Here is a 23,401-nt window from a genome sequence, read left to right on the forward strand (position 1 = left end):
AATAAAAACGCTTCCAACGATATTTTACCACTGTTTGCAATTTGATTCTACCTTGATTGTTCACAAAATAGTAAAAAACCTTTATAAAAAACAAAAAATTTAATCATTCGAAAAAAGAAACGCCAAAAAGCATAGGATTAAGGGCTATCCTATGCTTTTATGAAGCAGTTTTTTCAGCAGCGGATACAGAACATCCGGTAACTGATCAACATCCGGGACAAATATACTGAATTTTCCGTACATATCCTGAATTGTCTTCATTTGCGATTCTTCTATTTCTGAGTTGGAGAGAAAAACATTTATCACTTCTATTCCTCTTTTTCGAGCTTCGATAACCGCCTCACTTGTATCGACGATTCCGTTTTGTTCGTAGCCAAATGCAGCCGGCTCTCCATCTGAGAAAACAATTAAAAACTTTTGCGCCTCGCTGCGCTGCAGCATTTTTTTTGTCATCTGGCGGATCGCGTACCCGTCACGGTTATCTTCCTCTGGCTCAAGCTGCATAATTGCCGGCCCAGATTCTTGTCTTAATGATGATTGGAAGGGAATAACCGTATTGAAATAGTTTGGCTGGCTTGTTTCGGTCGCATCATTTGTGTCCTCCCAGAAGCCGACAATCTGATGCGGAACCGCTACCGATTTCAACGCTTCGTGAAAGAGCACGATTCCTCGTTTTGTTTCGTCCATTTTGTCGAACATGCTGGCTGAACAGTCCACCAGTAATGTAAAAACAGCGTCGATTTCTGAAGATGGTTCTTGCTTTTTATAAAACAGGCGCGGATTTCGCTCAGTGAAATACCGGAGAAGCTTATTGTTCAGTCTCCCTGCATGAAGGTCTGTTCTTGGCAATGTTTTTTTATGCTCCAGCGTTTTTTGAATCATTTGTTTCAAACGCTTTTGATACGATTCTATCGTTTTTGCCTGCTGTTTATAAGAAAGCTCTTCTTCGTTTGTTGCCGGCTGCGGTTCTTTATAAATTGGGAATGCGTATTTATTTTCTTTGCCGTCAGCCATACCCGCTCCATTCGGCTGATCTTTTTGGGATTCCAGCGCTTCCAGCTTGGAATAGTCTTTCCGTTTCGTTTGTCTGGCTGATCCTTGAACAGAGCCAAGGGCCTGATCTCCATCGTCGCCTTCCCTTGCTGCATCTTTTCCTAAATCCGATTTTGCGCCGTGCTCAATATCAAATTGAAGAAAACTTTTAGACGGTGCTTCTGTTTCCCTGTGCCATGTCGGCATTTCTTCTTCATGAATATCCTCATCACCGTCTGATTGTTTTGGAAGCGTAATGTCATCACTCAGCTTCGGCGCTTTTTTCTCTTCTTCGAATAACGGCTGATCAGCAGCTTTTGCATAATCCAGCTCCGGCAAAAAAAAGTAAGTGTTGAGCATATCTTTATCGAGCACCTCTTCAAGCCCGTCCATGAGGTCCTCCACAATTTTCAGAACCTGCCGTGTCGAATCTGCTTCATACACAAGCAAGAGCTGCTGCTCAATAAATGGGCGCATCAGATCGATATCTTCACGCATGGACGGAAGGGTCTCAAGCGGTGATTCCGCAGTGAGCTTGACATAGATCGCGCAAAAGAGCGCATCCGTAAAAATGCTTCGTTCCAAATTTAAGGTGAGCTGGGTTGAGAAATGTTTTCTGTACATGTCTTTTCGTTTTGCAAATACATGTTTCGTACCCGGGCGCTCACGTTTGATGCATTCTTCGATCCTGATGTCTTCAAGCAGCATAAACAGCTGCTTGGCAAAACTTTTGAATGTAAGGCGGCGATGGATATCACTCAAAAAGTTCGCGAACTCATGCAGCGAGCTATATCTTGTTCCGACTGAACGCAGGTAGACGTCGCTTTTCAGCCCCGCTTCCATGTCCTCAGCTGCCCTGTCTTTCCAAAAGTGGCTCATATAGATTTTCTTTTCGAATGGATTGTAATAGGACTGAACGCCATACTCTACTTCTACCGCTTCACTCTTGGTGAGTGTTTTGGCCAAATCAGCCAGCATCATAAATAAAAACGAATCAATCGTGCTGTCGTTAAATTTGATAAATTTCATCGCAGCCCCCTCATTCAAACAGAGTTTCTGCAATATTTCGGACGGCGGCTTTTTCCCGGTCATCATCAAGCTTTTCTACAATTCCCCGCTCAATGGCACGGCGCGGCGGAATATAAGCGGCTAAATCACATGTATCGATTAAAGCTCTGATGGATGCCGCTTCTTCAGACACCTGTCCGTTATTGGCCTGAACAATCAAATCAGAGGAAAGCGTAATAAATCTGTCAATCAATTTCTCGTCTTTCAAGGCTGACTGAGACATAAGCACTTGTTTCAGCAGCTCGCCTTTAATATAAGGCACATCAATGATGACAAAACGGTTTTTCAAAGCTTCATTTAGAGGAACAGTTCCGACATAGCCTTCATTGATGGCTGCAATGACTCCGAAACCGCCTTTAGCCCGTATGACCTCGCCTGTAAACGGATTTGTCATCATTTTTCTGTAATCTAAAACACCGTTTAAAATAGGCAGTGTTTCCGGCTTCGCCATATTGATTTCATCTATATAAAGAAAATGTCCTTCCTTCATTGCCTTTGTAACAGGCCCTGAAACAAACTCGATTGTCGCCTGGCCAGATTGATTTTCAATCGTTTTATAGCCGACCAATGCCTCGGCGTCCAAGTCGACTGAACAGTTGACGCTGTGCATCGGTTTATGAAAATAGCTGGACAATGTTTCAGCCAGCTTTGTTTTCCCTGAGCCTGTAGGCCCTTTCAGCAGGACATTTTTTCCCATGGCTAATGCAATAATGGCATCGAATAAAATGGCTTCATCCTCCGCCTCATAGCCTGATGTTCCGATGAGCGATTGAAACTCTGGGGAAATTGGCTGATCTTTATATGATAATAGCTTTTGTTGTATATCTTCCGGCAATGTTAAGTGCTGTAGTTGAGTTGTCATAGACAGATTCCCTTTCCTATTCATATTCCATTAACGAGTATACTAAAAAAGCCCCTGTATGCTCAATACAAAAGGGCTTGGATGATATTACTGCTTCTCGTTATTTCCCAAAAGGGCTCCGCAGACAATACGCGCACCAGAATTGCCGCTTGGGTTTGTCAAATAGTCGTCGGCTTGCTCATGAATAATAAACGCACTCCCGTCTCCGTCGAGAATATTTAGTTTACTTCCTTTTTTCAATGAGGTGTCAGGCGCATTCATAATGACATCTACCTTTCCATCAGCACCGACTTCAAGGTTCGGCAGATCTCCGGCATGATGCCCCATCGGATTGTTGAAGCCATGTTCTTTGTTCAGCGGATTAAAGGGACCGCCCGCTGATTCAAAATCCGGCCTGACACAAGAACCTTTCTCATAAATATGAAAACCGAGGGAAGCGCCTGGACGCAGGCTGTTTGCAGAAATGTGAATATCGAGGCCTTCATCATCTGATTCTTTGATCTCTATGAAACCGACTGCTTTCCCATCACGATTGACCAGCTGGACATGGTGACCAAACGCTGACGTTTCAACCACCTTTTTTTCCGGCACCCGATTAGGCGGGTCTGGAGGTTTTTTTTGTCCGCATCCCGCAACTCCCAGTGCCGTCAGCATTATCAACAGCAAGAGACGGTACATACTGTCTCCCCCTTGTTTTTTTCTAACAGTGTGGTCAATCATTTTCTGTTATAAACAAAAAAGCCTGTAAAAGGCTTTTTGCCATGCTCATTTTTAAAAATAACTTCTTGCGCCCAAGTATCGTTGTTTCCAATACGAATTGCTGAGATTGGAAATGTCGACGCCCGATGAGCTTGCATGAATAAAATCACCGCCGCCTAGATAAATCCCCATGTGAGACGGGCCGGATTTATATGTGGTAAAGAAGACAAAGTCTCCTACTGACGGCTGGCTGACTTTCTGCATGACATTCCAATATCCTGCCGTACTCAATCTTGATATAGATGATACATTATTAATGAGGTAATAAATGAAGCCGCTGCAATCAAAACCGGCAGGTGTGTTTCCGCCCCATCGGTACGGCACTCCGACATATTTTTTCGCTTCCGTTATCATTCTGTCAATCTTCGAGCCTATTTGAATGTTTGACCCTGAGTTATCTTTTGGCTTTGTTGGCTTTGTCGGATTAGATTTTGATGTTCCCGAAATAGTCAGAACCTGCCCGATTTGCAGCACATCCGATGATAAATTGTTTTTATCACGGATGCTTTGGACAGTGACTCCAAGCTGATTTGCAATTTTCCACAGTGAATCGCCTGCTTTTACCTTGTACGTCGTTGTTTTTGGGGAATTGGCGTTTGGCGGCTTCTTGGAACCGCTGTTTCCGCTATTAGGTGAGCTGCTTCCTTTTATTTTGAGCACCTGTTTAGGATAAAGCGTATCTGATGTTAAGCCATTTAATGTTTTCAATTCAGCTACAGTCATATTTAAGCTGTTTGCGATTTTCCACAGTGAGTCACCGAGCTTAACTGTATATGTACTTTTTGAAGAACCTGAAGAATTGGAACCGCTGTTTTTCTTTGATCCATTTGATCCGCTTGAACTGCTTGTCCCTTTGATCTTAAGCTTTTGCCCCGGACGAATCAGGTCACTGCTCAGGCCGTTTAAGCTTTTAAGCTCAGATACACTCATTTTATGATTTTTAGCAATCATCCATAGGGAATCACCATAGGCAACTGTGTATGTTGACGTTTTGCTTGAGTTAGACGAGGATGTCGTGCTTTTTTTGCTACCGCTTTCAGGAACTTTAAGGCTTTGTCCGACGTAAAGCACCGTTGATTTCAATTTGTTTTCGGATTTCAGAGCTGATATTGTCGTATCATACTGGCGGGAAAGTTTCCAAAGAGAGTCACCGCTTTTTACTTTTATCGTTTTTGCTTCCGCGGGTGCTGCGGCCATCGACGACCCAACAACTGCAGAAACAGCCAAGCCGGCTACAATTTTCTTTTTCATTCATTCAACCTCCTAAACTGTTTTTGGCAAAAACAGCTAGTATTTTGTTTCCAAAAATGGCATACAACTGTTTTATCGTCAATTTTTCAGCAAGTTAAACCCTTTTCAAACATTTGGCAGCATTTTCAGCATCATTCGACCTTTAAACTTTCAAATAAACATCTAACATTTTACATAAACACGATATGTTTTTCGAAAGTCTAAGGAACTATTTAAGTGAGGGTAAAAATGATGGTTTTCTATTGATGAATGAAGCAGATTTTCCTCCTTTCTTGTCTGTTTTTCTTATCATTCTCTATCGATCTGCCAAATCCCTCCCTCTTCATTCTTATGAAAAGGCAAAAAGCCTGTTCTTTCGATAAGAACAGGCTTTTACACTATGCATTTGCTGATTGAGTTTTTTGTTTTACAGCTTCAAGAATGCTGTCGGCCGCTTTTTTAGAGCCGCCTGCCGCTTTCAGTGATTGTCCAATTTCTTTTGCTTTTTCAGCATACGTGCGATTGTTCATCACTTCTTGAAGCGTCTCTTTCAGCAGACTTTCAGATAATTCTTCCTTTTTAATTACTTTTCCTGCGCCGACTTTTTCCACCTGATCTGCGACCACGAATTGGTCACCTCCCATCGGTATGACAACAAGTGGTGTTTCAAAATACAAACCTTCACTTGTGCTGTTCATCCCGCCGTGGGTCACAAATAAGCTGGCTCTTTTCAGGATCTCAAGCTGAGGAACATACGGGCGTACAATGAAATTTTCAGGAATTTCGTTTAACTCATTTGCTTTAATATGTTTGCCGATGGAAAGCACAACTTTACCATCAAAGTCTTTACACACTTCAAGGCATTGATTAAAAAACTGCTTTTGATTGTTAAAAATGGTTCCCATTGAAATAAACAGCACGTTTTCATTGTCAATTTGATCAAATGGGAAATCATTGTTTCCGGATCTTTCAGTAATGGAAGGGCCGACAAAAACATACCGCTCACCGAACTGCTCAGCCATTGGCTGAAATCCCCTTGATGTAAAGACAATCGTCAAGTCACCATCAGCTAAAAAAACATCAAATGGCTTTTTGATCTCTGCTTGAAAATCAGCATTTAAAGCTTCTACAAGCTGCTGATATGATTCATAATGAGGCGAATCTTCAAGTGACCCTTTCATGTACGCTCCCATCATTTCTTTAGCAAATTCCTCATTCATCGCAAAGGTTGTACACAATGAAAATCTCGGCAGCTTCAGCAAGTTGGCAATGACTTTACCCGCAAGAAGATGGTGATCATAGATGACATAATCATACGATTCATGTTTGACTTCCTCATAAATATGAGTCGCAATATCTTTACAGCTTTTCAAAAAAGCGCAGATCATTTCAGTAAAGTCTCTTTCTTCATCACCGGTTGCGTTTTTGCCGAAGTAATCCCCCCTGAAATCATGAAACTCACGAAACTCAATATCAAGTGCTGTGATTTTATCTTTATATTCCTTCACTGCGTAGTACGTAATGTTTTCCCCCCGGGATTTCAGCTCCTTCATCACACCGATAGAGGGATTAATATGCCCTTCACCGGGAAAACCGATCATTAATACATTAGCCATGCGGCAGCACCCTTCCTTTGAAAATTTATGTAATATTTCATACGGTACTATAAATACATAAACAGGTAAAGTATTTCACTTAATTAATATTAATAACATATAACTTTTCTACCACTTTATATTTTCTGTCTTCAAGACAAAAAGCATTCAGCTTGAAGCGAATGCTTAATAAAGATGCGAATTCAGTCATTTTGTCTCATGGCAGGATTCTAAATCAGGCCATTTTCATTATTTTTACGTTCTTGGTGAAATTAACGGATATAATACACCGTCTTTGGCAAACGACATCTTCCCTGTCTCCTCTGAAACCACAAGCACAAGCGCATCCGTATAGCCCGACATACCGAGAGCCGCCCGGTGCCGGGTTCCCAAATGGATATCCACTTCCTTCGTCGTCAGCGGGAGCACATTGGCTGCTGACACAAGCTTGTTTTCTCTCACCAATAAAGCACCGTCATGAAGAGGGTTTCCGGGGAAAAAGATGCTTTCAATTAATGATGAGCTGATCTCAGCATGAAGAGCGGTGCCTTTTTGAATAAAATATTCAACTGGGTCCGCTCTTTCAATCACAATTAAGGCGCCGTGCTTATGCTCCGATAAGGCTTTAATTGCCTTGGCCAGCTCAATGAATGCCGGCGTAAACTCCTCAATGTATGATTGCAAATAAAAAGATGATGCAATCCCCTGCATATCCTGAAAAATGTGCCCTAATTCATCTAATTCACAAAGAAGGCACTGGTCTTTTTCGTGAAGCGTTTTCAAAATTAACGATGCATCCCCTAATATTTGCTCTAAGTACACCTGTATTTTCCCTTTGAATGCATTTTCTGATATCTGTTCATAACGCATAGCCTTCATCTCCTGTTCAAATTTCCAACTTTTCACGAATGCTTATCTTATTGATGCACATTCTATAGGGAAAGGAGGGATGTAAAGAATGGAAATCGAAAGAATCATTCAGTATATTTGCACCTTTTTAGGCGTGATTTCGCTTTCTTTTATTTATGCCCAAATGTTTAGAAAAACGAAACCGACAAAAAAAGAATAGGCCAGGCGTTCATTGCTTTTTATACATAAAATGTTATAATTTCTCTCGTTATGAAAAAGAAATGGAGATCAATGTATGAAAGAAACTCAAAACGCCCGGGAAAAAATCAAACAGCTCTTGCACATTTTAATCCCGATATTCATTACCCAGGCGGGGCTTTCTCTAATGACTTTTCTAGATACGGTGATGTCAGGGAAAGTCAGCCCCGCTGATTTAGCGGGTGTCGCGATTGGCTCAAGCCTTTGGACCCCTGTTTACACAGGACTGGCAGGTATATTAATGGCGGTCACCCCGATTGTCGCTCAGTTATTAGGCGCCGAGAAAAAACAGAAGATTCCCTTTACTGTTTTACAAGCTGTATACGTGGCCGCGCTTCTTAGCATCGCCGTTTTAGTGATTGGATATGCTGCAGTTGACCTTATTCTTGGCCGATTGAACCTTGATATTCACGTGCATCAGATTGCTAAACACTTTTTAGGCTTTTTATCACTGGGAATTTTCCCTTTATTTGTTTACACCGTGTTGAGATCATTCATCGACTCATTAGGAAAAACGAGAGTCACAATGATGATTACACTCAGTTCTCTTCCAATCAACTTTGTATTGAATTATGTATTTATCTTCGGGAAATTCGGCATGCCGGCACTTGGCGGCGTCGGCGCAGGGCTGGCATCCGCGCTTACTTATTGGTGTATCTGCGTTTTCAGTTTTTTCATTATCCATAAAAACGCACCGTTTTCTGAATACGGGATTTTCCTTACGATGTATAAGTTCTCTTGGGAAGCATGCAAAAATCTACTCAAAATAGGGCTGCCTATTGGGTTCGCTGTATTTTTTGAAACGAGCATTTTCGCAGCTGTTACGCTTCTGATGAGCCATTTTCATACAGTGACCATCGCGTCCCACCAGGCAGCCATGAATTTTGCGTCTCTTCTATATATGCTGCCGCTCAGCGTGTCCATGGCTTTAACAATTGTAGTCGGGTTTGAAGCGGGTGCAGCCCGTTTTAGAGATGCACGCTCATATAGCTTAATCGGCATCATGATGGCGATCGGCTTTTCTTTGTTCACAGCCGCCTGTATCCTGTTATTCAGAGAACAAATTGCGGGCATGTACACTTCTGACCCCGATGTGCTCAGGCTGACACAGCACTTTTTAATTTATGCGCTGTTTTTTCAGCTTTCCGATGCTGTGGCCGCACCGATCCAAGGAGCGCTCAGGGGGTACAAAGATGTGAACTATACGCTTGCGGCTGCTTTTGTCTCTTACTGGATCATTGGCCTTCCGGTCGGTTATATGGTCGGTACGTTTACAAGCCTGGGTGCATTCGGCTATTGGATTGGATTAATCGCAGGACTCGCCGCCGGAGCAGTTGGGCTGTTTTTCAGGCTGGCAAAACTGCAAAAACGTTATTCGCAAAAACAATACATGTAAAAGAGGTGTCAATCATGGCAAAAAACAACAAATTATACGAGTATCTTTCTCAGCATGCGGAGACCATCAGTTCAACATGGTATGAAACAATTGAGGAGACTGATCCAAATTCCATTTATGCATCAACAGACCCTGCTGTCGTTCACAATTTAAAAAGCCAGAACCTCGCCTTCAATTATAAGATCAATCGTATTTTCATAGATGATGAGGAAGTATACCTGCCTATCCTGAAAGAATGGGCCTTTGAAGTGACACAGGATCCTGAGCATTTAAAGACTCCTATCCACTATATTATTCGTGAGTTTGTCAGAGTGAGAGATTTATATGTTTCATATGTGAAAGAATTTGTCCATCTCAATCAGGATACTGTGAAAGGCGAAGAAGCTGAAGACCTGTATCATTCCCTTATCAAAGCGTTTGATCTTGTGATCCATATTTTTATAGAAGAAATGTACAAAAACACAAGCCTTCAGCTGCAGGCCCAAAAAGATATGATTACTGAATTGAGCGCGCCGGTCATTGTGCTGTTTCACAGCGTCGGGCTGCTGCCTTTAATCGGAGATATTGATACGGTTCGCGCCAAACTGATTATGGAAAATACTCTGCATCAATGTGCGGAGAAAAAGGTGACACAGCTGTATATTGATTTGTCAGGGGTAGCAATTATTGATACGATGGTTGCCCACCAGCTGTTCAGTTTAATTGAGGCACTGCGTTTAATCGGTGTTTCTTCAACTTTGTCGGGAATCCGTCCGGAAATCGCGCAAACAGCGGTTCAGCTAGGGTTGTCTTTCGATGACATTTCCTTAAGATCCACCCTCGCTTCAGCAATTGCATCAGACTTAAAATTAAAAAAGGTATAAGGCTTAAGGCCCTATACCTTTTTGATTAATCATTCCATTGATACGTCCAATATATTTCTTCTTCAAACCATGTTGCCATAACAGGTTCATTATTTTTTAATTTCTCTTCAAGCTCTCTGAGCATACCTTCTGTTTGTGTGCGGTGAGCTCTTAACGCATTCATTTTAATATCAGCTACTTCTTTGATATCAATTACCACATCAGCTTCGCCGAGTACCTCTTCTCTGTTGCGGGTAATAGCCATGCAGATTGTACGCGGACGGTCTTCTTTCTTTTTGCGGTACAATGCTCGGATAACCGCTTCCCCGCATGCATCATGGTCAGGGTGCACACCGTGTCCGGGATAAAATGTGACAATTAAACTTGGTTTTACATCATCTATGATCTCTTCCATAATATCAGCTAAATACTCATCATCTTCAAATTCGAGCGTTTTGTCACGGAGTCCAAGCATACGAAGGTCATTGATATCCATTTCTTTGCAAGCGTTGATGAGCTCTTGTTTTCTTAGCAGCGGCAACGTTTCCCGATTCGCGAAAAATGGATCGCCCATATTTCTGCCCATTTCACCTAAAGTGGCACAAGCATACGTAACGGGAATGTCTTTTTTTCTGTTTAAGGCAATGAGGCCTGCCACTCCATATGATTCATCATCAGGGTGAGGCAGGATTACTAGTACATGTTCTTTCATTATTATTCACCCTTTTCTTTAAACTGTGAACGGTTTTTCACTGATTTGCAGAGAAATAGCCAGTTTACCGCCCGGCAGGTGTCCCGCCATTAATAAACGGTTTTCTTCATCTACCGTGTATTCAGTCAAGCCTTCAGCATAAATCCAGCCTTCTTCTGTTTTCAAGCCAACGCGGTAAGGTCCATTGCCTTTGATTTTTGCCTGATGATAAGTGACTTTTGCATTGCGGATATATGCAACAACCGTCATGTTCTTTTCATTTAAATGCGCTGAATAAGAACCTGTGGTGGTTTCTAAATGGATATATACAGGGCGGTCCGCATATCGTTCTAAAGATGCTTGCACATCTTCTTTTATGATTGCTTTCATGATTGCTCCCCTCTTTCTTCTTTTAAATACTCTGCACGTTTTGTATGTAATTTGACCAGCTGATATTTCACAGACGGTTCGAGCTGTGAATTCACGATGCGCTGAATTGCGGCAAAATATTTTTCCAGCATCGGTTTTCGGAGTCTTGGATGTGTACGTTTATCCAAAAGCTCAAGATCAATCGCCTCTGCTACCGCTTCTGCGTCATCATGTGCGAGAGATCGGTTATTCCAAAGTGAAGCGTAGGCTTTCACTATCTCTTTATCATTGTCCATCGTCTTGCTCCTTTATGTCTTACATACATGAAATGATTATACATAATATATGCATCAGCTGAAAAGCCAAAGGCCTCAATGGCTTTTTGACGCCCGTTTCCACTTCACTTGTGAAAACGTAAACAAGAGCAGCGCAGCCCATATACAGCTGAATGTAAAAGCCTTCGAGCTTGAAAATGGCTCATGGTAAACAAACAGCCCTATCAGCAGAGTAATGGTTGGCGCAATATATTGTAAGATACCGACTTGGTACAGCGGCAGCCGTTTCGCTCCTTCCGCAAACAATAAAAGCGGCAATGCCGTAAACACACCGGCCAAAAAGAGAAGCAGCCACGTCCCTCCGCTTTCTGCACCCGCTGGCTGAGCATGTCCGCTGAACAGTAAATATCCCAATGCAATCGGCATAATCATGAATGTTTCCAGCGTTAAACCGATGGCGCTTGGCAGGCTTGTTCTTTTTTTGCTTAACCCATACAGTCCAAAGCTGAATGCGAGCAGAAGCGCGACATAAGGAATGGACCCGTATTGGAACGCAGAGATGATGACGCCGGCCGCCGCAATCGAAACGGCCACTAATTGCAGGCGATTCAGTTTTTCCTTTAAAAATAAAATCCCAAGGAGTACTGATACAAGCGGATTAATGTAATAACCAAGACTAGCCTCAAGCAAAAAGCCATGATTGACAGCCCATATGTAAACAAACCAGTTAATCGAAATCAGGATAGAAGCGAGAAATAAAGAAAGAATCCCTCCGTTCTTTTTCAAAGAGCGCAGCTCCTGCCATCCTATTTTCCATTGGCGCAAGAACAAAAGTACGATACACATAAAAACAAAAGACCATATAATGCGATGAGCCAAAATATCAAGAGCCGGCAGCTGTTCGAGAAGCTTCCAATAAAGCGGAAACAGCCCCCACATGATAAAGGATACGGCTGTGTAAAGAACGCCTTTTTTTGTTTCTGAATGTTGCATTGATATCCCTGCCTTTCTTTAGAGCATCTTATATTATATCACGTGAAAGATCTGGCGGGCATATACTATTTTGTCCGTGAAGAAAGGATGTGAAGACAATGTTTGAGTGGAACAAGTACTTTCCTTTCCACAATCAATTTTCTAAAGAAGCATTAAAAAAAGCTGATCCGAAAGAAGTTGAAACGTATGTCAATCGTGTGATGGAAAGTGTGTTCGGCAGTAATTATGCGGCTCAATTTCCTTTCCGCGATCCTCTCCCCCAAAAAGAACAACCCGTAAAACCTGATGCAAAACCTGATGTCAAACCTGATATTGATATATTCGAAACAGCAGACCATGTGTTTGTAAAGGTACCAATCGGCGAAGAACAGCTGGAACATGTGAGAATTAAACACACATCTCACGAATTATGGTTGGAAAACTTCCCAAGATCAGATCATCCGAAAAAAGTAAACCTTCCTTGTTTAGTCAAACGCAAAGGAACAAAAGCCGTCTATAAGGATGGCCTTCTGGAAGTCATGTTTCAGAAGCAGCAAGACTACAATATGTCTGAGGTAGAAATCATCCGATAAAAAACGGCCTGCAAAATGCAGGCCGTTTTTATTAATAGAAGCCGGGATATCCCCCATATGGCACGCCGGCACCAAAACCGTACGGTCCGCCTCCGTATCCATAAGGGCCAGGCGGATAAGCATAGGGACGAGAATAGTTAAACAGGGCACTCCCAAGAAAACCGCCTAATAAACCGCCGACTAAAGGAGCGCCAAACAAAAAAGGACTACGCGCCGGGTATCCGGCTGGACCGAGATTCCCGCGATAATACGAATAATGAGGGTACAAGATTTTTCCTCCTTTATGTCTGCCTATACGTAAGGTATTCAATAAAGAAGAAAAACGATTGGGCTATAGACTGAATCTATAGATTGTTACACAACAAGCCCTGCCAATAACACACAGCCGAGCCCTGTAACGGAAAGAACTGTTGTAAACAGCGTTCAGGTTTGAAATGTTTCTTTCAGGCTCAAACCGAAAAATTCCTTTACCATCCAAAATCCTGCATCATTTACATGACACGCAATGACACTGCCCGCTCCGGTTAGGGCAATGCCAATGATAAAAGAGGCAATCACAACCGCCGTCTGTATACTTTTATTCCTGAATTTGTAAATCACCGGCAGCTACAATTAGAATCGGCATGGTACCCTCCAAAAGTGTTTGATATGAATCTCGCGATGTTTCAGCGCTTTTCATGCCTTGATAAACAGAAATCGTTTTCATTAATATCTAAAAAACGTCTTGGTTATATGATTGTTATATTTTGATTAACTAATGTTTTTATACTCATCTCCTAATCAATAACTTTCAATTGTTTTATGAGTTTTTTCGATTACCTATCGTCTGTCACAACGTTTTATTAGTTATATGTTGATTAACTATTGGTTATGTGTTATGTTTTTTAAAGTTGATTGCCAATCAATAATTCTATCCATTGTCTGAAAGCAACTGAACCAATATGAAAACAGACGGATAACAACTTCACAAGAGGAGGCGTTCACATGCCATTATTGCGCTTTGATATAATTGAAGGACGTGACGAAAAATCGCTGCAATTGTTATTAGATACTGCTCACCAAGCAATGGTTGAAGCATTTGGTGTTCCGGAAAGAGACCGTTATCAAATAGTCCACCAGCATCCTGCAAACGAGCTTATGATCCAGGATACAGGATTAGGATTGCAAAGAAGCAAAGATCTAGTCATTATAAGTATGACAAGCAAAGCAAGAACAAAGAGCCAAAAGGAAAAATTGTATGCTCTGCTTGCTGAAAAGCTAGAAGAAAAATGCGGAATCTCCCCTGAAGACCTCATGGTATCTATTACTGAGAATGGTGACGCAGACTGGAGTTTCGGTCTCGGTGAAGCTCAATTTTTGAATGGAAAACTATAAGATTTCGCTTCTTCATAAAAAAAGAGAGAGCTCAAAAGAGCTCTCTCTTCTTACGGAACCAGAATGAAATCATCCTGCAAAACGAGGTGCCTGGATCTTTTTTAAAATCCAGTCTCTATGCCAATTGGAAACTGCTGGCGGTTAGCATTCCGCATTGTAATTTGCATAACAGGGTAAACCACAACAGGCTGCACGCTGTAACTTATGGGTTATTTCTTATTTTAAGCATACTCCCTTCTACATGACACGTTTGCAAATCCCGAAATGCCATTCTGACAAATATAAAAAGTCATGTAAACGGGTGTGAACCGACACCTACATGACTCATCATTGAAACAAAAGCTCTTTTTTCAGACGCTAATTTCCTTATTTCTCTTCTTCGCACACTGTGTCACCAGGCTCGCAAAATTGATCTGCCCATGCCTGCATCTCTTGGAATACAGCTTGAAGCGCTGTCCCTTTTTCAGTCAGCGTGTAGATGACTTTGACCGGCGTTTCAGGAAGAACCTGCCGTTCGACAATCTCGTTTTGTTCAAGCTCTTTCAGGCGCTCCGCCAACATTTTTTGGCTGATCATCGGTATTGTTTCCGTTATCTCTTTAAACCGTTTCGGCCCATCCATAAGCACATGGATGATCAGACCGTTCCATCGTTTTCCCAGCAATGAGAAAGCGGTTTCCATTTTAGGGCACATTGTATTTCCCACAAGTCCTCATCCCTTCATCTATTGATTGACATGTATTCAATGATCCATTACAATAATCTTTCAAGTTACATTTAGTAAGCTTCTAACTTTTCTATTATCATACCACGTTTATCCGAAGGAGGAAACACTATGACGAATACTCTGGATGTTTTAAAAGCACGAGCATCTGTAAAGGAATATGATACAAATGCCCCGATCTCTAAGGAAGAGCTGACTGAGCTATTGGATCTTGCCGCTAAAGCGCCTTCAGCTTGGAACCTTCAGCATTGGCATTTTACAGTATTCCACAGCGATGAATCAAAAGCGGCACTTCTCCCTGTAGCGTATAATCAAAAACAAATCGTTGAGTCTTCCGCTGTTGTTGCCATTTTAGGCGATTTAAAGGCAAATGAAAACGGTGAAGAAGTTTACGCTGAATTAGCAAGCCAAGGCTATATTACAGATGAAATCAAACAGACTTTGCTCGGCCAAATCAACGGTGCCTACCAAAGCGAGCAATTCGCACGTGATTCCGCTTTCTTAAATGCTTCTTTAGCTGCTATGCAGCTTATGATTGCCGCAAAAGCAAAAGGCTATGATACTTGCGCAATCGGCGGATTTAACAAAGAGCAGTTCCAAAAGCAGTTTGATATCAGTGAGCGCTATGTTCCTGTTATGCTTATTTCAATCGGCAAAGCAGTAAAACCTGCCCATCAAAGCAACCGCCTGCCGCTTTCAAAAGTGTCAACTTGGCTGTAAGGATATGAAAAACCTTAGTCCGACATACGGACTAAGGTTTTTTTATACAATCGCTTCTTTGTACCATTCACGGGCCTGTTCAGCTTCATGCTGAGTCAGTTGATGGCCCCCGTCCTGCCAGAAAACGGAGGCTGATGCTCCGCTGTCACGTAAATAGCGGTAAAGCTCTTCTGATTCTTCCTTCGTGCAGAGAGGATCGTATTTCCCAGCACCGATAAAAACGGGAAGCCCGGCCATATCAGGCAGCTCGATACCGCGAATCGGAACCATTGGATGATGCAGAATAGCCCCTTTTAACACATCTTTATAATGAAAAAGCAGGCTTGCCGCAATATTTGCACCGTTTGAATAACCGACTGCAATCACTCGGCTGCGATCAAATTGATGCGTATCTGCAGCCTCGTCGATAAAATCTTTCAATTCTCTTGTCCGCACCACAAGATCCTTTTCATCAAAAACCCCTTCACTCAGACGTTTGAAAAATCGCGGCATTCCATTTTCAAGCACCGATCCTCTGACACCAAGCAAATGGGCATGAGGGTCTATAAACCGGCCCAATGAAAGCAGGTCGTGTTCATTTCCGCCCGTGCCATGCAACAGCAAAAGTACGTTTTCAGATGTCCCTTTTTCATAAATATGCTTCATCATAAATTCCCCCTTTAAAGTTCAGGCAAAATGTCTGTAATTTGTTGTCTATGTTTCTCCAGCCAATCAGGCAGTTTTAAGGAAGTCCCTAGCTTATCAAATGATTCATCTGTCATAAAGCCCGGTTCATCTGTGGCGATTTCAAATAAGATACCGCCTTTCTCTCTGAAATAAACGGATGTAAAGTATTCCCTGTCAAGGATTTCTGACGCAGGCAGATGGTGTTCAGCAATAATCGGCAGCCATTTCGCCTGTTCCTCTTTCTTTGTCCGAAACGCTACATGGTGTACCGTCCCATAACCTCCCACCCCTCTTTTTTCAGGATGTAAATGAACGTCAATGACGCCGCCGACAGCTGCTGAGGATGTCAGCCTGACAATCTGATCTTCTTCGGCCACTTTGGTATATCCAAAGCTTTCCGTTAACAATTGTATGGTTGCCTGCGGGTCGTAGGAATACAGCAGCACGCCTTTCATTCCCGTAATTGCTTCATTTGTTGTGATCCCATCAGGCGTCCACTCGCTTTTGCTGCTTTTCGCATCCTCCATGATCGCCAGCGGAAGGTCTTCTGTATCATCAAAAATAAGGCCCTTTTCACCGAATAACGTCTTTTCCTCTAGATTTAGCCCGTTTTTCTCAAGACGCTCCTTCCAAAAAGACAGGGAGCCTGCAGGAACTGAAAAGTACACCCGGCCCGCTTGGCCTTTGCCGACCGTTCCCTGTCCGCTTCCTTGGAACGGGAAAAAGGTCATTATTGTGCCAGGATCTCCATTTTGATTCCCAAAGTAAAAATGATACGTTCAGAGATCATCAAAGTTTACTGTTTTTTTAACAAGCCTGAGCCCAAGCACTTCTGTATAAAATCGCAAGTTTTCTTGCGGATCTCTCGCAAATGCTGTGACATGGTGCAATCCTTCTGTTTTCATTTTCTCACTCCCATTTATCTCGATTTCAAGATATTTATCATTTTAAACCTTTATTGAAAAGGATGCAAATCATGTGTTTTGATTAAATAATTGAAAAAATCATTTTTTTCTAATAATTATCTTGTGATCTTATCTTACAACTGCTATTATAGTGAGCATTATCATGTTTCAGGAGGAAAGTAAATGGTTAAAAAAGCACTTATTGTTATTCTTATTCTTTTGCCATTCGTTCAGCTCGCGCTTTTGCCGCTTGTGAATCGAATAGAACCGATTATGTTCGGCCTGCCGTTTTTCCACTTTTGGCTGCTGTTGTGGATTATCATTACGCCGTTATGCTCGTTTGGCATTTATCAGATGCAAAAAAAAGATGGAGGACTTGAATAATGCAAGGGAATCTGACTGCACTTCTTATTACAGCTATTATCGTCTTAACCGTTGTCTGTATCGGGTTTCTTGCTGGAAGAGACAAATCCTCGCGCACTTCTGTGGAAGAATGGTCTGTCGGCGGCAGACGCTTCGGCGGTCTTCTCGTCTGGTTTTTAGTAGGCGCTGACCTCTATACGGCCTATACGTTCTTGGGGTTAACCAGTACGGCTTTTACAGGGGGAAGTGTTGCATTTTTCGCCATTCCCTACTCTGTGTTGGCCTACTTTATTGCCTACTTCTTCCTGCCTAAACTTTGGAAAGTTGCGAAAATTCATAAATTAACAACACTCGCGGATTACGCTCGGGAACGTTTTAACAGTAAGCTTTTGGCAAGCCTTGTTGCCATCGTCGGGGTACTTATGCTAATTCCGTACATATGCCTTCAGCTGAGCGGCATTCAAGACACGCTTCAGGTTGCCGGCACCGGATATATTAACGTGAAATTCGTTGTGATCATTTCATTTATTCTTGTTGCTCTTTATACATTCTTCAGCGGGATTAAAGGGCCTACATATACAGCTATCATTAAAGACATTTTAGTATGGGTCATTATGCTGTTTATGGTGGTGTCTCTCCCTCTCATTCATTTTAACGGCTGGACGCCAATGATTGACACGTTAGTGAAGGAAGCGCCGCAAATGCTGACGATACCGGCAGAAGGACCAAAAGGCATTCCTTGGTTTATCACAGCATCTATTGTTTCCGCCTTGGCACTTTTTATGTGGGCACACGCCGCTACAGGCGTTTTTACAGCGAAAAGCGCCGATGCAGTAAGAAAAAACAGCATGTTTTTGCCGCTTTACAATATTGTGTTAATTTTGGTCATTTTTCTTGGCTTTATCGCCTTTCTTGTTCTGCCGGAAGATACAAATCCAAGACTGGCGCTCCTGCATTTGATTCAAACATCTTACGGCGGCGTGGCACAAGGTTTTGCATATGCCACTATCGCTCTTGCTTCATTAATACCTTGTTCCATTATGGCAATCGGCGCATCGAATTTATTCGCCAATAACTTGTACCGCGACTTGATTCATCCGACTGTGTCTCAAAGCAAGCTGACCCTTGTCACACGCTCAATGGTGTTTGTTGTCATCGGCCTTGCGCTTCTGTTTGGAATGCTGTTTCCGACTGCTTTAGTGACGCTTCAGCTATTAGGCGTATCCGGTATGGTGCAAATCTTCCCTGCGATTGCTGTCAGCCTGTTCTGGAAAAACCAAACGAAAGAAGCGACGGTTATCGGATTATTAGCCGGTCTTGCGGTAACGTTTATTGTATATACCACTCAGTCCGCACATGGCATTTATGAAGGATTCTGGGGACTGGCCGCCAACATGATCACTGTGGTTGTCCTGAATCCGCTGTTCGTTAAAAAAGCGGGATCCAATCCTGTCATTGAAGGTTTATTTGGCAAAAAACAAGACGCTAACCCGAATCAAAAAGGTGCATAAAAAAAACCATACGCGGCAGCCGCGTATGGTTTTTTTACATTTCTTTTTTCAGTGTTTCAATTGCCTTTTCCATTTGCGTATCATTATTAGACAGCTTCTTTTGAAGTTCTGTCATTAATTTCGTTGTTGTATCGCCAGTCAATACGCCTGTTTCTTTCAGTTTCTCTTTTTTCTGGAACTGTTTGACGACAGATACAAAATCCTGGTCATACGTACCGGTAACCTTTACCTTGTAATCAAGTGCTTTGAGCATTTTCTGAGCCACTTTGACGTTTGTGCCTGAATCACCTGATTTGTACGTTTTATCTGCGTCCAAATACGGCAGCTTCGCGTAATCAGGCAGCTCTGCTTTCACTTGAGGTTTGATGCCTTTTTTGTGAATCCATTCACCGTCAGCAGTCAGCCATTTGGCGACTGTCAGTTTGACGGTAGAGCCATCATCATATTCTTTTGCCGTTTGCACTGTGCCTTTGCCGAATGTCGTTTCACCGATTAACGGTATGTTTGACGATTCATGAAGGGCAGCGGACATAATTTCGGCGGCGCTTGCTGTACCGTCATTTACCAAAACGACGGTCGGTTTGGTCACTTTACGTTCTTTTTCAGCCTTCATGACTTCTTTTGAACCGTTTTTGTATTCAACCTGCATGATGTTTTTCCCTTTATCAATGAACAGGTTGCTCATCGTAATCGCTTGTTCCATTAAGCCGCCCGGGTTGCCTCTCAGGTCTAAAATATAGCCTTTGGCGCCTTTTTTCTCTAAACTGTCAATCGCATCTGTCAGCTCTTTAGCTGTTGTTTCAGAGAAAGAAGTGATTTGAATTTCTCCGATGTTGTTGTCTTTCATCTCTGAATAGACAGTCTCTACAGGAATGGTATCGCGTTTAATGGAAAGATCGATATGACCCACTCCCGCTCTGTTCAGCTCAAGCTTCACCTTTGTGCCCTTTTTGCCTCGGATTAAAGCAACGGCCTCATTTACATTCATGCCTTTAACGCTTTTTCCATTCACTTTTAGGATTTGGTCCCTTGGTTTAATACCGGCTTTTTCAGCAGGTGAACCTTTAATTGGTGATACAATAAGGATTTCTCCGTCTTTCTCCTCCACTTGGGCACCGATTCCTTCAAAAGATGCAGAAATCGTTTCGTCGAATGATTTCGCTTGCTCTTGATCCATATATGTGGAATACGGATCATCCAGAGATTGAATCATTCCTTTAATTGCTCCGTCTACTAATTTGTCATCATCTGTTTTTTGGTAATAATCACTCTTGATTTGCTCATACGCTTTATTTAATTTGTCGAACTTGCTGTCTCCTGTGCTTGCTGATTTTTGGCCCAGGATACTGGAATTGCCCGTAATAAATAAAGTAAGCGCTGAAGCGACAACCGCAGTGATCAGCACAATAAAAAACAGTTTTAATTGCCGTTTCAATTAAACACCACCTTTTTCTTCTTACATTATTATCATGGACGAATTCTTATTCGTCAACTCGGAGCAGAAATGAGAGAGAAACGCCCTTCTTTTGCTTTTCATAAACCTATGTCTTTATACGACATATGATAAAGAAAAAGGAGGATTCGATATTGAGCCGATATTTAGAAATGCTGTCCTTATTCGGTGTCGCAGGAGCGCACCCAGGCGGGCTGGCTTTTTCAAAAGCAGTCTTGCAAAAGGCTGCGCCCTCCCCGGACCAGCCGATACTTGATGCTGGATGCGGAACAGGGCAAACAGCGGCTTATTTAGGACATTTGCTGTATCCTGTGACAGTCGTTGATAAAGATCCTATCATGCTTGAAAAAGCGAAAAAAAGATTTGCGAATGAAGGGCTTGCCATCCCTGCATATCAGGCGGAGCTGGAACATCTCCCGTTTTCTTCTGAGTCCTTTTCCTGCGTCCTGTCAGAGTCGGTCCTCAGTTTTTCACGCCTGACTTCCTCTCTTCAAGAAATTTCAAGAGTTTTAAAACCTGGCGGGATGCTGATTGGTATTGAAGCAGCTTTAAAAAAACCGATGCCCCCTGCAGAAAAGAATCAAATGATGGATTTTTACGGATTTACTTGTTTGCATGAAGAAAGCGAATGGCATAAACTCTTAAGATCTTATGGCTTTCAAAAAACGGAAGCGATGACACTGCTTCCAGAAGACATGGAATTTGAACCAACCACAGAAATGGATTTATCGCAAACGATCGCCCCCATCTATTACGATACGCTTCAAACACACTATCAGCTCATGCAAATATATAGTGAGTATATGGGTCATTGTATTTTTATCGCGTATAAGTAAAACGGCGTATCGCCCCCTATTTTCGTCCAACCTTTTTTTCCTATCTATCATATGCTGATAGAAAGTCAGTATAGGAGGGAACAATATTGGAGAGATATTACCATCTTTGCCGTAACCATCAAGGTAAAGTCGTCAGAATTACAGAGAGAGGCGGAAGAGTTCACGTCGGCAGAATTACCCGTGTAACAAGAGACAGAGTTTTTATTGCTCCAGTCGGCGCAGGGCCAAGAGGTTTCGGTTACGGATATTGGGGCGGTTATTGGGGATACGGAGCAGCTTACGGGATTTCCCTCGGTTTAATTGCAGGAGTGGCTCTGGCTGGTTTATTCTTCTGGTAAATAGAGAATCATAGTCAGATCAATGCTAGATTCCCGAATACAAGTAAGCCCGCTTATCAATGGTAAGCGGGCTATCTCTTTTAGATTTTTTTCACTTTTTCAAAGTACTCTTCCAGCGTTAAATCATTATCATGCATGACTTTCGCGGCCTTTTTGCCTACATAGCGCAGGTGCCATGGCTCATATTCATATTTCGTAATATCTTCTTTATTTTTCGGATAGCGAATGACAAAGCCATATTTATAAGCATTGTCCTGCACCCATTTCCCATCGGCCGTGCTACCGAAGGCTTCATTTAGCTCAAAGCCATTGCTTCGGCTGGAAATGTCCATCGCAAGGCCTGTTTGGTGCTCACTTTCACCTGGATAAGCAACCGCTTCTCTTGCCTTCTTTTCTCCTTTAAGGCTTACTTCATTGTCGAAAATGACTTTCTGTCTGTCATACGCACGGTATCCTGAGACAGCCGCCAGTTCATAGCCTTCCTTTTTCGCAGCATCGAACATCGTTTTTAACGCATCTGCCGCTTCCTTTCTGATGTAACGTTTTTGAATCTTTTCTTCAAAAGAAAACTCCACATCAGGTATGACAAGATCGCTAGGTTCATAGTTTCCGGGCAGCGCGTATTGTTTATTGACAAGCGCGAGTATATTTTCTGGATTTTGAATGGTTTCCAGACCGTCCACTTTTTTAATATCATTGAAATACTTGCTTTCCAATGAAAACTCACTGTCCTGGGTGTTTGTTTTTTTGCTGTCAGCTGTTTTTTGTTCTGCTTGCTTTGTTTCTGCTGTGGTTTTCGTATCCTTTTGAGCATCTCCATTTGACATGCTGCAGCCGGCTCCGACTATTGCCGTTACACTCAGAGCGGCAGCCAGTGAGAACCATTTACCGGACTTTTTCATATTACATTACCTTCCTTTTATCAATCGTTTCCGCATTCATAAAGAAGAGGCTGCCGGCACCCAGCACGCCTCTTGATTTATTTTATTGTGATACGGAATGTAAAGCCACTTCTATCATATCATGAAATGTGGTTTGACGCTCTTCCGCTGTCGTTTCTTCTCCTGTTAATACGTGATCACTCACGGTGAGAATTGACAGCGCTTTTCTTCCGTGCTTCGCTGCTAATGTATACAATGCAGTGGTTTCCATTTCAACACCCAGCACACCGTATTTTGCAAGCTTTTCAATTTGTGAATCGTCATTGTAGAACTGGTCAGCAGTAAATACGCTTCCTACAGTCACCGGCACGCCTTTATCCTTTGCGGCATCATAGGCATTTTTTAAAAGCTCGAAATCTGCACAAGGCGCAAAATCAATGCTTCCGAAAGCGACTCTGTTCATTTGTGAATCAGTTGAGGAGGTCATCGCTAAAATGACATCTCGCACTTTGACATCTTTACGGATAGCGCCGCAAGAACCTACTCTTATTAGATTCTGCACATCGTAGCTTTGAATTAATTCATTCACATAAATTGAAATAGACGGAACGCCCATTCCCGTGCCTTGCACTGAGATTTTTTTGCCTTTATATGTACCCGTAAACCCATACATGCCTCTGACTTCATTGTAGCATTCAACATTTTCAAGATACGTTTCAGCAATGAATTTTGCTCTGAGAGGATCACCCGGCAAAAGCACAGTATCCGCAATTTGTCCCTTTTCAGCACCTATATGTACGCTCATCTCATATCCTCCTGTAAATCTAAATTATCATCCAG

Annotated in this window: 25 protein-coding genes and 2 pseudogenes; 9 read left to right on the top strand and 18 right to left on the bottom strand. The window is 42.4% G+C overall.

All coding sequences use genetic code 11. The features are described from left to right. Positions 1-144: 144 nt before the first annotated feature. The 6 genes from MY9_RS10620 to cdaS all read right to left on the bottom strand — a co-directional run bounded on the left by MY9_RS10620 (position 145) and on the right by cdaS (position 7,425). Entirely contained in the window at positions 145-2,061 is a 1,917-nt protein-coding gene (locus MY9_RS10620) for a vWA domain-containing protein (RefSeq protein WP_014664274.1), read from the bottom strand. A gap of 10 nt (positions 2,062-2,071) precedes the next feature. Continuing rightward, on the bottom strand, positions 2,072-2,986 hold the full coding sequence (locus MY9_RS10625) for an AAA family ATPase (RefSeq protein WP_080478239.1): 915 nt from the start codon (positions 2,984-2,986) through the stop codon (positions 2,072-2,074). Between the two features lie 63 nt (positions 2,987-3,049). Beyond that, on the bottom strand, positions 3,050-3,640 hold the full coding sequence (locus tag MY9_RS10630; protein WP_014664276.1) for a superoxide dismutase family protein: 591 nt from the start codon (positions 3,638-3,640) through the stop codon (positions 3,050-3,052). 93 nt (positions 3,641-3,733) lie between these two features. Then, a complete protein-coding gene (gene cwlS / locus MY9_RS10635) occupies positions 3,734-4,972 on the bottom strand; it encodes a D-gamma-glutamyl-meso-diaminopimelic acid endopeptidase CwlS (protein WP_014664277.1) in 1,239 nt (412 codons plus the stop codon). A gap of 377 nt (positions 4,973-5,349) precedes the next feature. Next, positions 5,350-6,567: a macrolide family glycosyltransferase gene (locus MY9_RS10640; protein ID WP_014664279.1), complete on the bottom strand. Its 1,218-nt coding sequence runs from the start codon at positions 6,565-6,567 to the stop codon at positions 5,350-5,352. 234 nt (positions 6,568-6,801) lie between these two features. Further along, on the bottom strand, positions 6,802-7,425 hold the full coding sequence (cdaS, locus tag MY9_RS10645) for a cyclic di-AMP synthase CdaS (protein ID WP_081483677.1): 624 nt from the start codon (positions 7,423-7,425) through the stop codon (positions 6,802-6,804). A 265-nt stretch (positions 7,426-7,690) separates the two neighbouring features. Here cdaS and MY9_RS10650 point away from each other — a divergent pair, with 265 nt between their 5' ends. Both MY9_RS10650 and rsbRC read left to right on the top strand, forming a co-directional pair. Next, positions 7,691-9,049, top strand: coding sequence for an MATE family efflux transporter (locus MY9_RS10650; RefSeq protein WP_014664281.1), 1,359 nt, complete (start codon positions 7,691-7,693; stop codon positions 9,047-9,049). Between the two features lie 14 nt (positions 9,050-9,063). Further along, positions 9,064-9,912, top strand: a complete 849-nt coding sequence (gene rsbRC / locus MY9_RS10655) for an RsbT co-antagonist RsbRC (RefSeq protein ID WP_014664282.1) — start codon at positions 9,064-9,066, stop codon at positions 9,910-9,912. Positions 9,913-9,937: 25 nt separating this feature from the next. On the opposite strand, the gene bshB2 is transcribed toward rsbRC, so the two are convergent. From bshB2 to rarD, 4 genes are all read right to left on the bottom strand, one after another. Continuing rightward, a complete protein-coding gene (bshB2, locus tag MY9_RS10660; RefSeq protein ID WP_014664283.1) occupies positions 9,938-10,603 on the bottom strand; it encodes a bacillithiol biosynthesis deacetylase BshB2 in 666 nt (221 codons plus the stop codon). Between the two features lie 18 nt (positions 10,604-10,621). Continuing rightward, a complete protein-coding gene (locus MY9_RS10665; protein ID WP_003231213.1) occupies positions 10,622-10,972 on the bottom strand; it encodes a YojF family protein in 351 nt (116 codons plus the stop codon). Continuing rightward, a complete protein-coding gene (locus MY9_RS10670) occupies positions 10,969-11,247 on the bottom strand; it encodes a hypothetical protein (protein ID WP_014664284.1) in 279 nt (92 codons plus the stop codon). Before MY9_RS10670 ends, MY9_RS10665 begins: the two co-directional genes overlap by 4 nt. A 75-nt stretch (positions 11,248-11,322) precedes the next feature. Beyond that, on the bottom strand, positions 11,323-12,219 hold the full coding sequence (gene rarD / locus MY9_RS10675; RefSeq protein ID WP_014664285.1) for an EamA family transporter RarD: 897 nt from the start codon (positions 12,217-12,219) through the stop codon (positions 11,323-11,325). A gap of 98 nt (positions 12,220-12,317) precedes the next feature. Here rarD and gerT point away from each other — a divergent pair, with 98 nt between their 5' ends. After that, positions 12,318-12,791 (top strand): spore germination protein GerT, encoded by a 474-nt coding sequence (gene gerT / locus MY9_RS10680; RefSeq protein WP_014664286.1) that lies wholly within the window; start codon positions 12,318-12,320, stop codon positions 12,789-12,791. Between the two features lie 31 nt (positions 12,792-12,822). Here gerT and MY9_RS10685 read toward each other — a convergent pair whose 3' ends face one another. After that, positions 12,823-13,059 (bottom strand): hypothetical protein, encoded by a 237-nt coding sequence (locus MY9_RS10685; RefSeq protein ID WP_014664287.1) that lies wholly within the window; start codon positions 13,057-13,059, stop codon positions 12,823-12,825. 86 nt (positions 13,060-13,145) lie between these two features. Continuing rightward, positions 13,146-13,325, bottom strand: a pseudogene (locus MY9_RS21155) (GntT/GntP/DsdX family permease); the annotation flags it as partial. A 450-nt stretch (positions 13,326-13,775) separates the two neighbouring features. On the opposite strand from MY9_RS21155, the gene MY9_RS10690 reads away from it, so the two are divergent. After that, positions 13,776-14,165 (top strand): tautomerase family protein, encoded by a 390-nt coding sequence (locus tag MY9_RS10690; RefSeq protein ID WP_014664290.1) that lies wholly within the window; start codon positions 13,776-13,778, stop codon positions 14,163-14,165. A gap of 366 nt (positions 14,166-14,531) precedes the next feature. Here MY9_RS10690 and yodB read toward each other — a convergent pair whose 3' ends face one another. Next, on the bottom strand, positions 14,532-14,870 hold the full coding sequence (gene yodB / locus MY9_RS10695) for a transcriptional regulator YodB (RefSeq protein WP_014664291.1): 339 nt from the start codon (positions 14,868-14,870) through the stop codon (positions 14,532-14,534). A 129-nt stretch (positions 14,871-14,999) separates the two neighbouring features. Between yodB and MY9_RS10700 the strand changes: the two genes are divergently transcribed. Continuing rightward, entirely contained in the window at positions 15,000-15,608 is a 609-nt protein-coding gene (locus MY9_RS10700; RefSeq protein ID WP_014664292.1) for a nitroreductase family protein, read from the top strand. Between the two features lie 42 nt (positions 15,609-15,650). Here MY9_RS10700 and MY9_RS10705 read toward each other — a convergent pair whose 3' ends face one another. Both MY9_RS10705 and MY9_RS10710 read right to left on the bottom strand, forming a co-directional pair. Further along, entirely contained in the window at positions 15,651-16,253 is a 603-nt protein-coding gene (locus tag MY9_RS10705) for an alpha/beta hydrolase (protein WP_040082873.1), read from the bottom strand. 14 nt (positions 16,254-16,267) lie between these two features. Beyond that, positions 16,268-17,179: pseudogene (locus tag MY9_RS10710) on the bottom strand (ring-cleaving dioxygenase). A gap of 183 nt (positions 17,180-17,362) precedes the next feature. Between MY9_RS10710 and MY9_RS10715 the strand changes: the two are divergent. Beyond that, complete coding sequence (locus MY9_RS10715) at positions 17,363-17,563, top strand: DUF3311 domain-containing protein (protein ID WP_014477095.1); 201 nt, start codon at positions 17,363-17,365, stop codon at positions 17,561-17,563. After that, on the top strand, positions 17,563-19,053 hold the full coding sequence (locus tag MY9_RS10720) for a sodium:solute symporter family protein (RefSeq protein WP_014664294.1): 1,491 nt from the start codon (positions 17,563-17,565) through the stop codon (positions 19,051-19,053). The genes MY9_RS10715 and MY9_RS10720 overlap by 1 nt, the downstream gene beginning before the upstream one ends. Positions 19,054-19,087: 34 nt before the next feature. Here the strand turns inward: MY9_RS10720 and ctpA are convergent, their stop codons facing one another. After that, the gene (gene ctpA, locus MY9_RS10725; protein WP_014664295.1) at positions 19,088-20,488 is read right to left on the bottom strand and encodes a carboxy-terminal processing protease CtpA; all 1,401 of its coding nucleotides are present in this window, start codon (positions 20,486-20,488) and stop codon (positions 19,088-19,090) included. Positions 20,489-20,640: 152 nt separating this feature from the next. Here ctpA and MY9_RS10730 point away from each other — a divergent pair, with 152 nt between their 5' ends. Both MY9_RS10730 and MY9_RS10735 read left to right on the top strand, forming a co-directional pair. Next, positions 20,641-21,342: a class I SAM-dependent methyltransferase gene (locus tag MY9_RS10730; RefSeq protein ID WP_014664296.1), complete on the top strand. Its 702-nt coding sequence runs from the start codon at positions 20,641-20,643 to the stop codon at positions 21,340-21,342. 86 nt (positions 21,343-21,428) lie between these two features. Then, positions 21,429-21,680 carry a hypothetical protein gene (locus tag MY9_RS10735; RefSeq protein WP_014664297.1) on the top strand — a complete coding sequence of 84 codons (252 nt, stop codon included), beginning with the start codon at positions 21,429-21,431 and terminating at the stop codon, positions 21,678-21,680. 80 nt (positions 21,681-21,760) lie between these two features. Here the strand turns inward: MY9_RS10735 and ldcB are convergent, their stop codons facing one another. Then, the gene (gene ldcB / locus MY9_RS10740) at positions 21,761-22,582 is read right to left on the bottom strand and encodes an LD-carboxypeptidase LdcB (protein WP_014664298.1); all 822 of its coding nucleotides are present in this window, start codon (positions 22,580-22,582) and stop codon (positions 21,761-21,763) included. A gap of 82 nt (positions 22,583-22,664) precedes the next feature. Further along, positions 22,665-23,366, bottom strand: a complete 702-nt coding sequence (gene deoD, locus MY9_RS10745; protein ID WP_003241589.1) for a purine-nucleoside phosphorylase — start codon at positions 23,364-23,366, stop codon at positions 22,665-22,667. Positions 23,367-23,401 lie beyond the last annotated feature (35 nt).

The sequence above is a fragment of the Bacillus sp. JS genome (assembly GCF_000259365.1).
Taxonomy (GTDB): domain Bacteria; phylum Bacillota; class Bacilli; order Bacillales; family Bacillaceae; genus Bacillus; species Bacillus stercoris.

Coding starts and splice junctions, on each gene's coding strand:
- MY9_RS10620 (WP_014664274.1), bottom strand. CDS start 2,061: ATGAAATTTATCAAATTTAACGACAGCACGATTGATTCGTTTTTATTT.
- MY9_RS10625 (WP_080478239.1), bottom strand. CDS start 2,986: ATGAATAGGAAAGGGAATCTGTCTATGACAACTCAACTACAGCACTTA.
- MY9_RS10630 (WP_014664276.1), bottom strand. CDS start 3,640: ATGTACCGTCTCTTGCTGTTGATAATGCTGACGGCACTGGGAGTTGCG.
- cwlS (WP_014664277.1), bottom strand. CDS start 4,972: ATGAAAAAGAAAATTGTAGCCGGCTTGGCTGTTTCTGCAGTTGTTGGG.
- MY9_RS10640 (WP_014664279.1), bottom strand. CDS start 6,567: ATGGCTAATGTATTAATGATCGGTTTTCCCGGTGAAGGGCATATTAAT.
- cdaS (WP_081483677.1), bottom strand. CDS start 7,425: ATGAAGGCTATGCGTTATGAACAGATATCAGAAAATGCATTCAAAGGG.
- MY9_RS10650 (WP_014664281.1), top strand. CDS start 7,691: ATGAAAGAAACTCAAAACGCCCGGGAAAAAATCAAACAGCTCTTGCAC.
- rsbRC (WP_014664282.1), top strand. CDS start 9,064: ATGGCAAAAAACAACAAATTATACGAGTATCTTTCTCAGCATGCGGAG.
- bshB2 (WP_014664283.1), bottom strand. CDS start 10,603: ATGAAAGAACATGTACTAGTAATCCTGCCTCACCCTGATGATGAATCA.
- MY9_RS10665 (WP_003231213.1), bottom strand. CDS start 10,972: ATGAAAGCAATCATAAAAGAAGATGTGCAAGCATCTTTAGAACGATAT.
- MY9_RS10670 (WP_014664284.1), bottom strand. CDS start 11,247: ATGGACAATGATAAAGAGATAGTGAAAGCCTACGCTTCACTTTGGAAT.
- rarD (WP_014664285.1), bottom strand. CDS start 12,219: ATGCAACATTCAGAAACAAAAAAAGGCGTTCTTTACACAGCCGTATCC.
- gerT (WP_014664286.1), top strand. CDS start 12,318: ATGTTTGAGTGGAACAAGTACTTTCCTTTCCACAATCAATTTTCTAAA.
- MY9_RS10690 (WP_014664290.1), top strand. CDS start 13,776: ATGCCATTATTGCGCTTTGATATAATTGAAGGACGTGACGAAAAATCG.
- MY9_RS10700 (WP_014664292.1), top strand. CDS start 15,000: ATGACGAATACTCTGGATGTTTTAAAAGCACGAGCATCTGTAAAGGAA.
- MY9_RS10705 (WP_040082873.1), bottom strand. CDS start 16,253: ATGAAGCATATTTATGAAAAAGGGACATCTGAAAACGTACTTTTGCTG.
- MY9_RS10715 (WP_014477095.1), top strand. CDS start 17,363: ATGGTTAAAAAAGCACTTATTGTTATTCTTATTCTTTTGCCATTCGTT.
- MY9_RS10720 (WP_014664294.1), top strand. CDS start 17,563: ATGCAAGGGAATCTGACTGCACTTCTTATTACAGCTATTATCGTCTTA.
- ldcB (WP_014664298.1), bottom strand. CDS start 22,582: ATGAAAAAGTCCGGTAAATGGTTCTCACTGGCTGCCGCTCTGAGTGTA.
- deoD (WP_003241589.1), bottom strand. CDS start 23,366: ATGAGCGTACATATAGGTGCTGAAAAGGGACAAATTGCGGATACTGTG.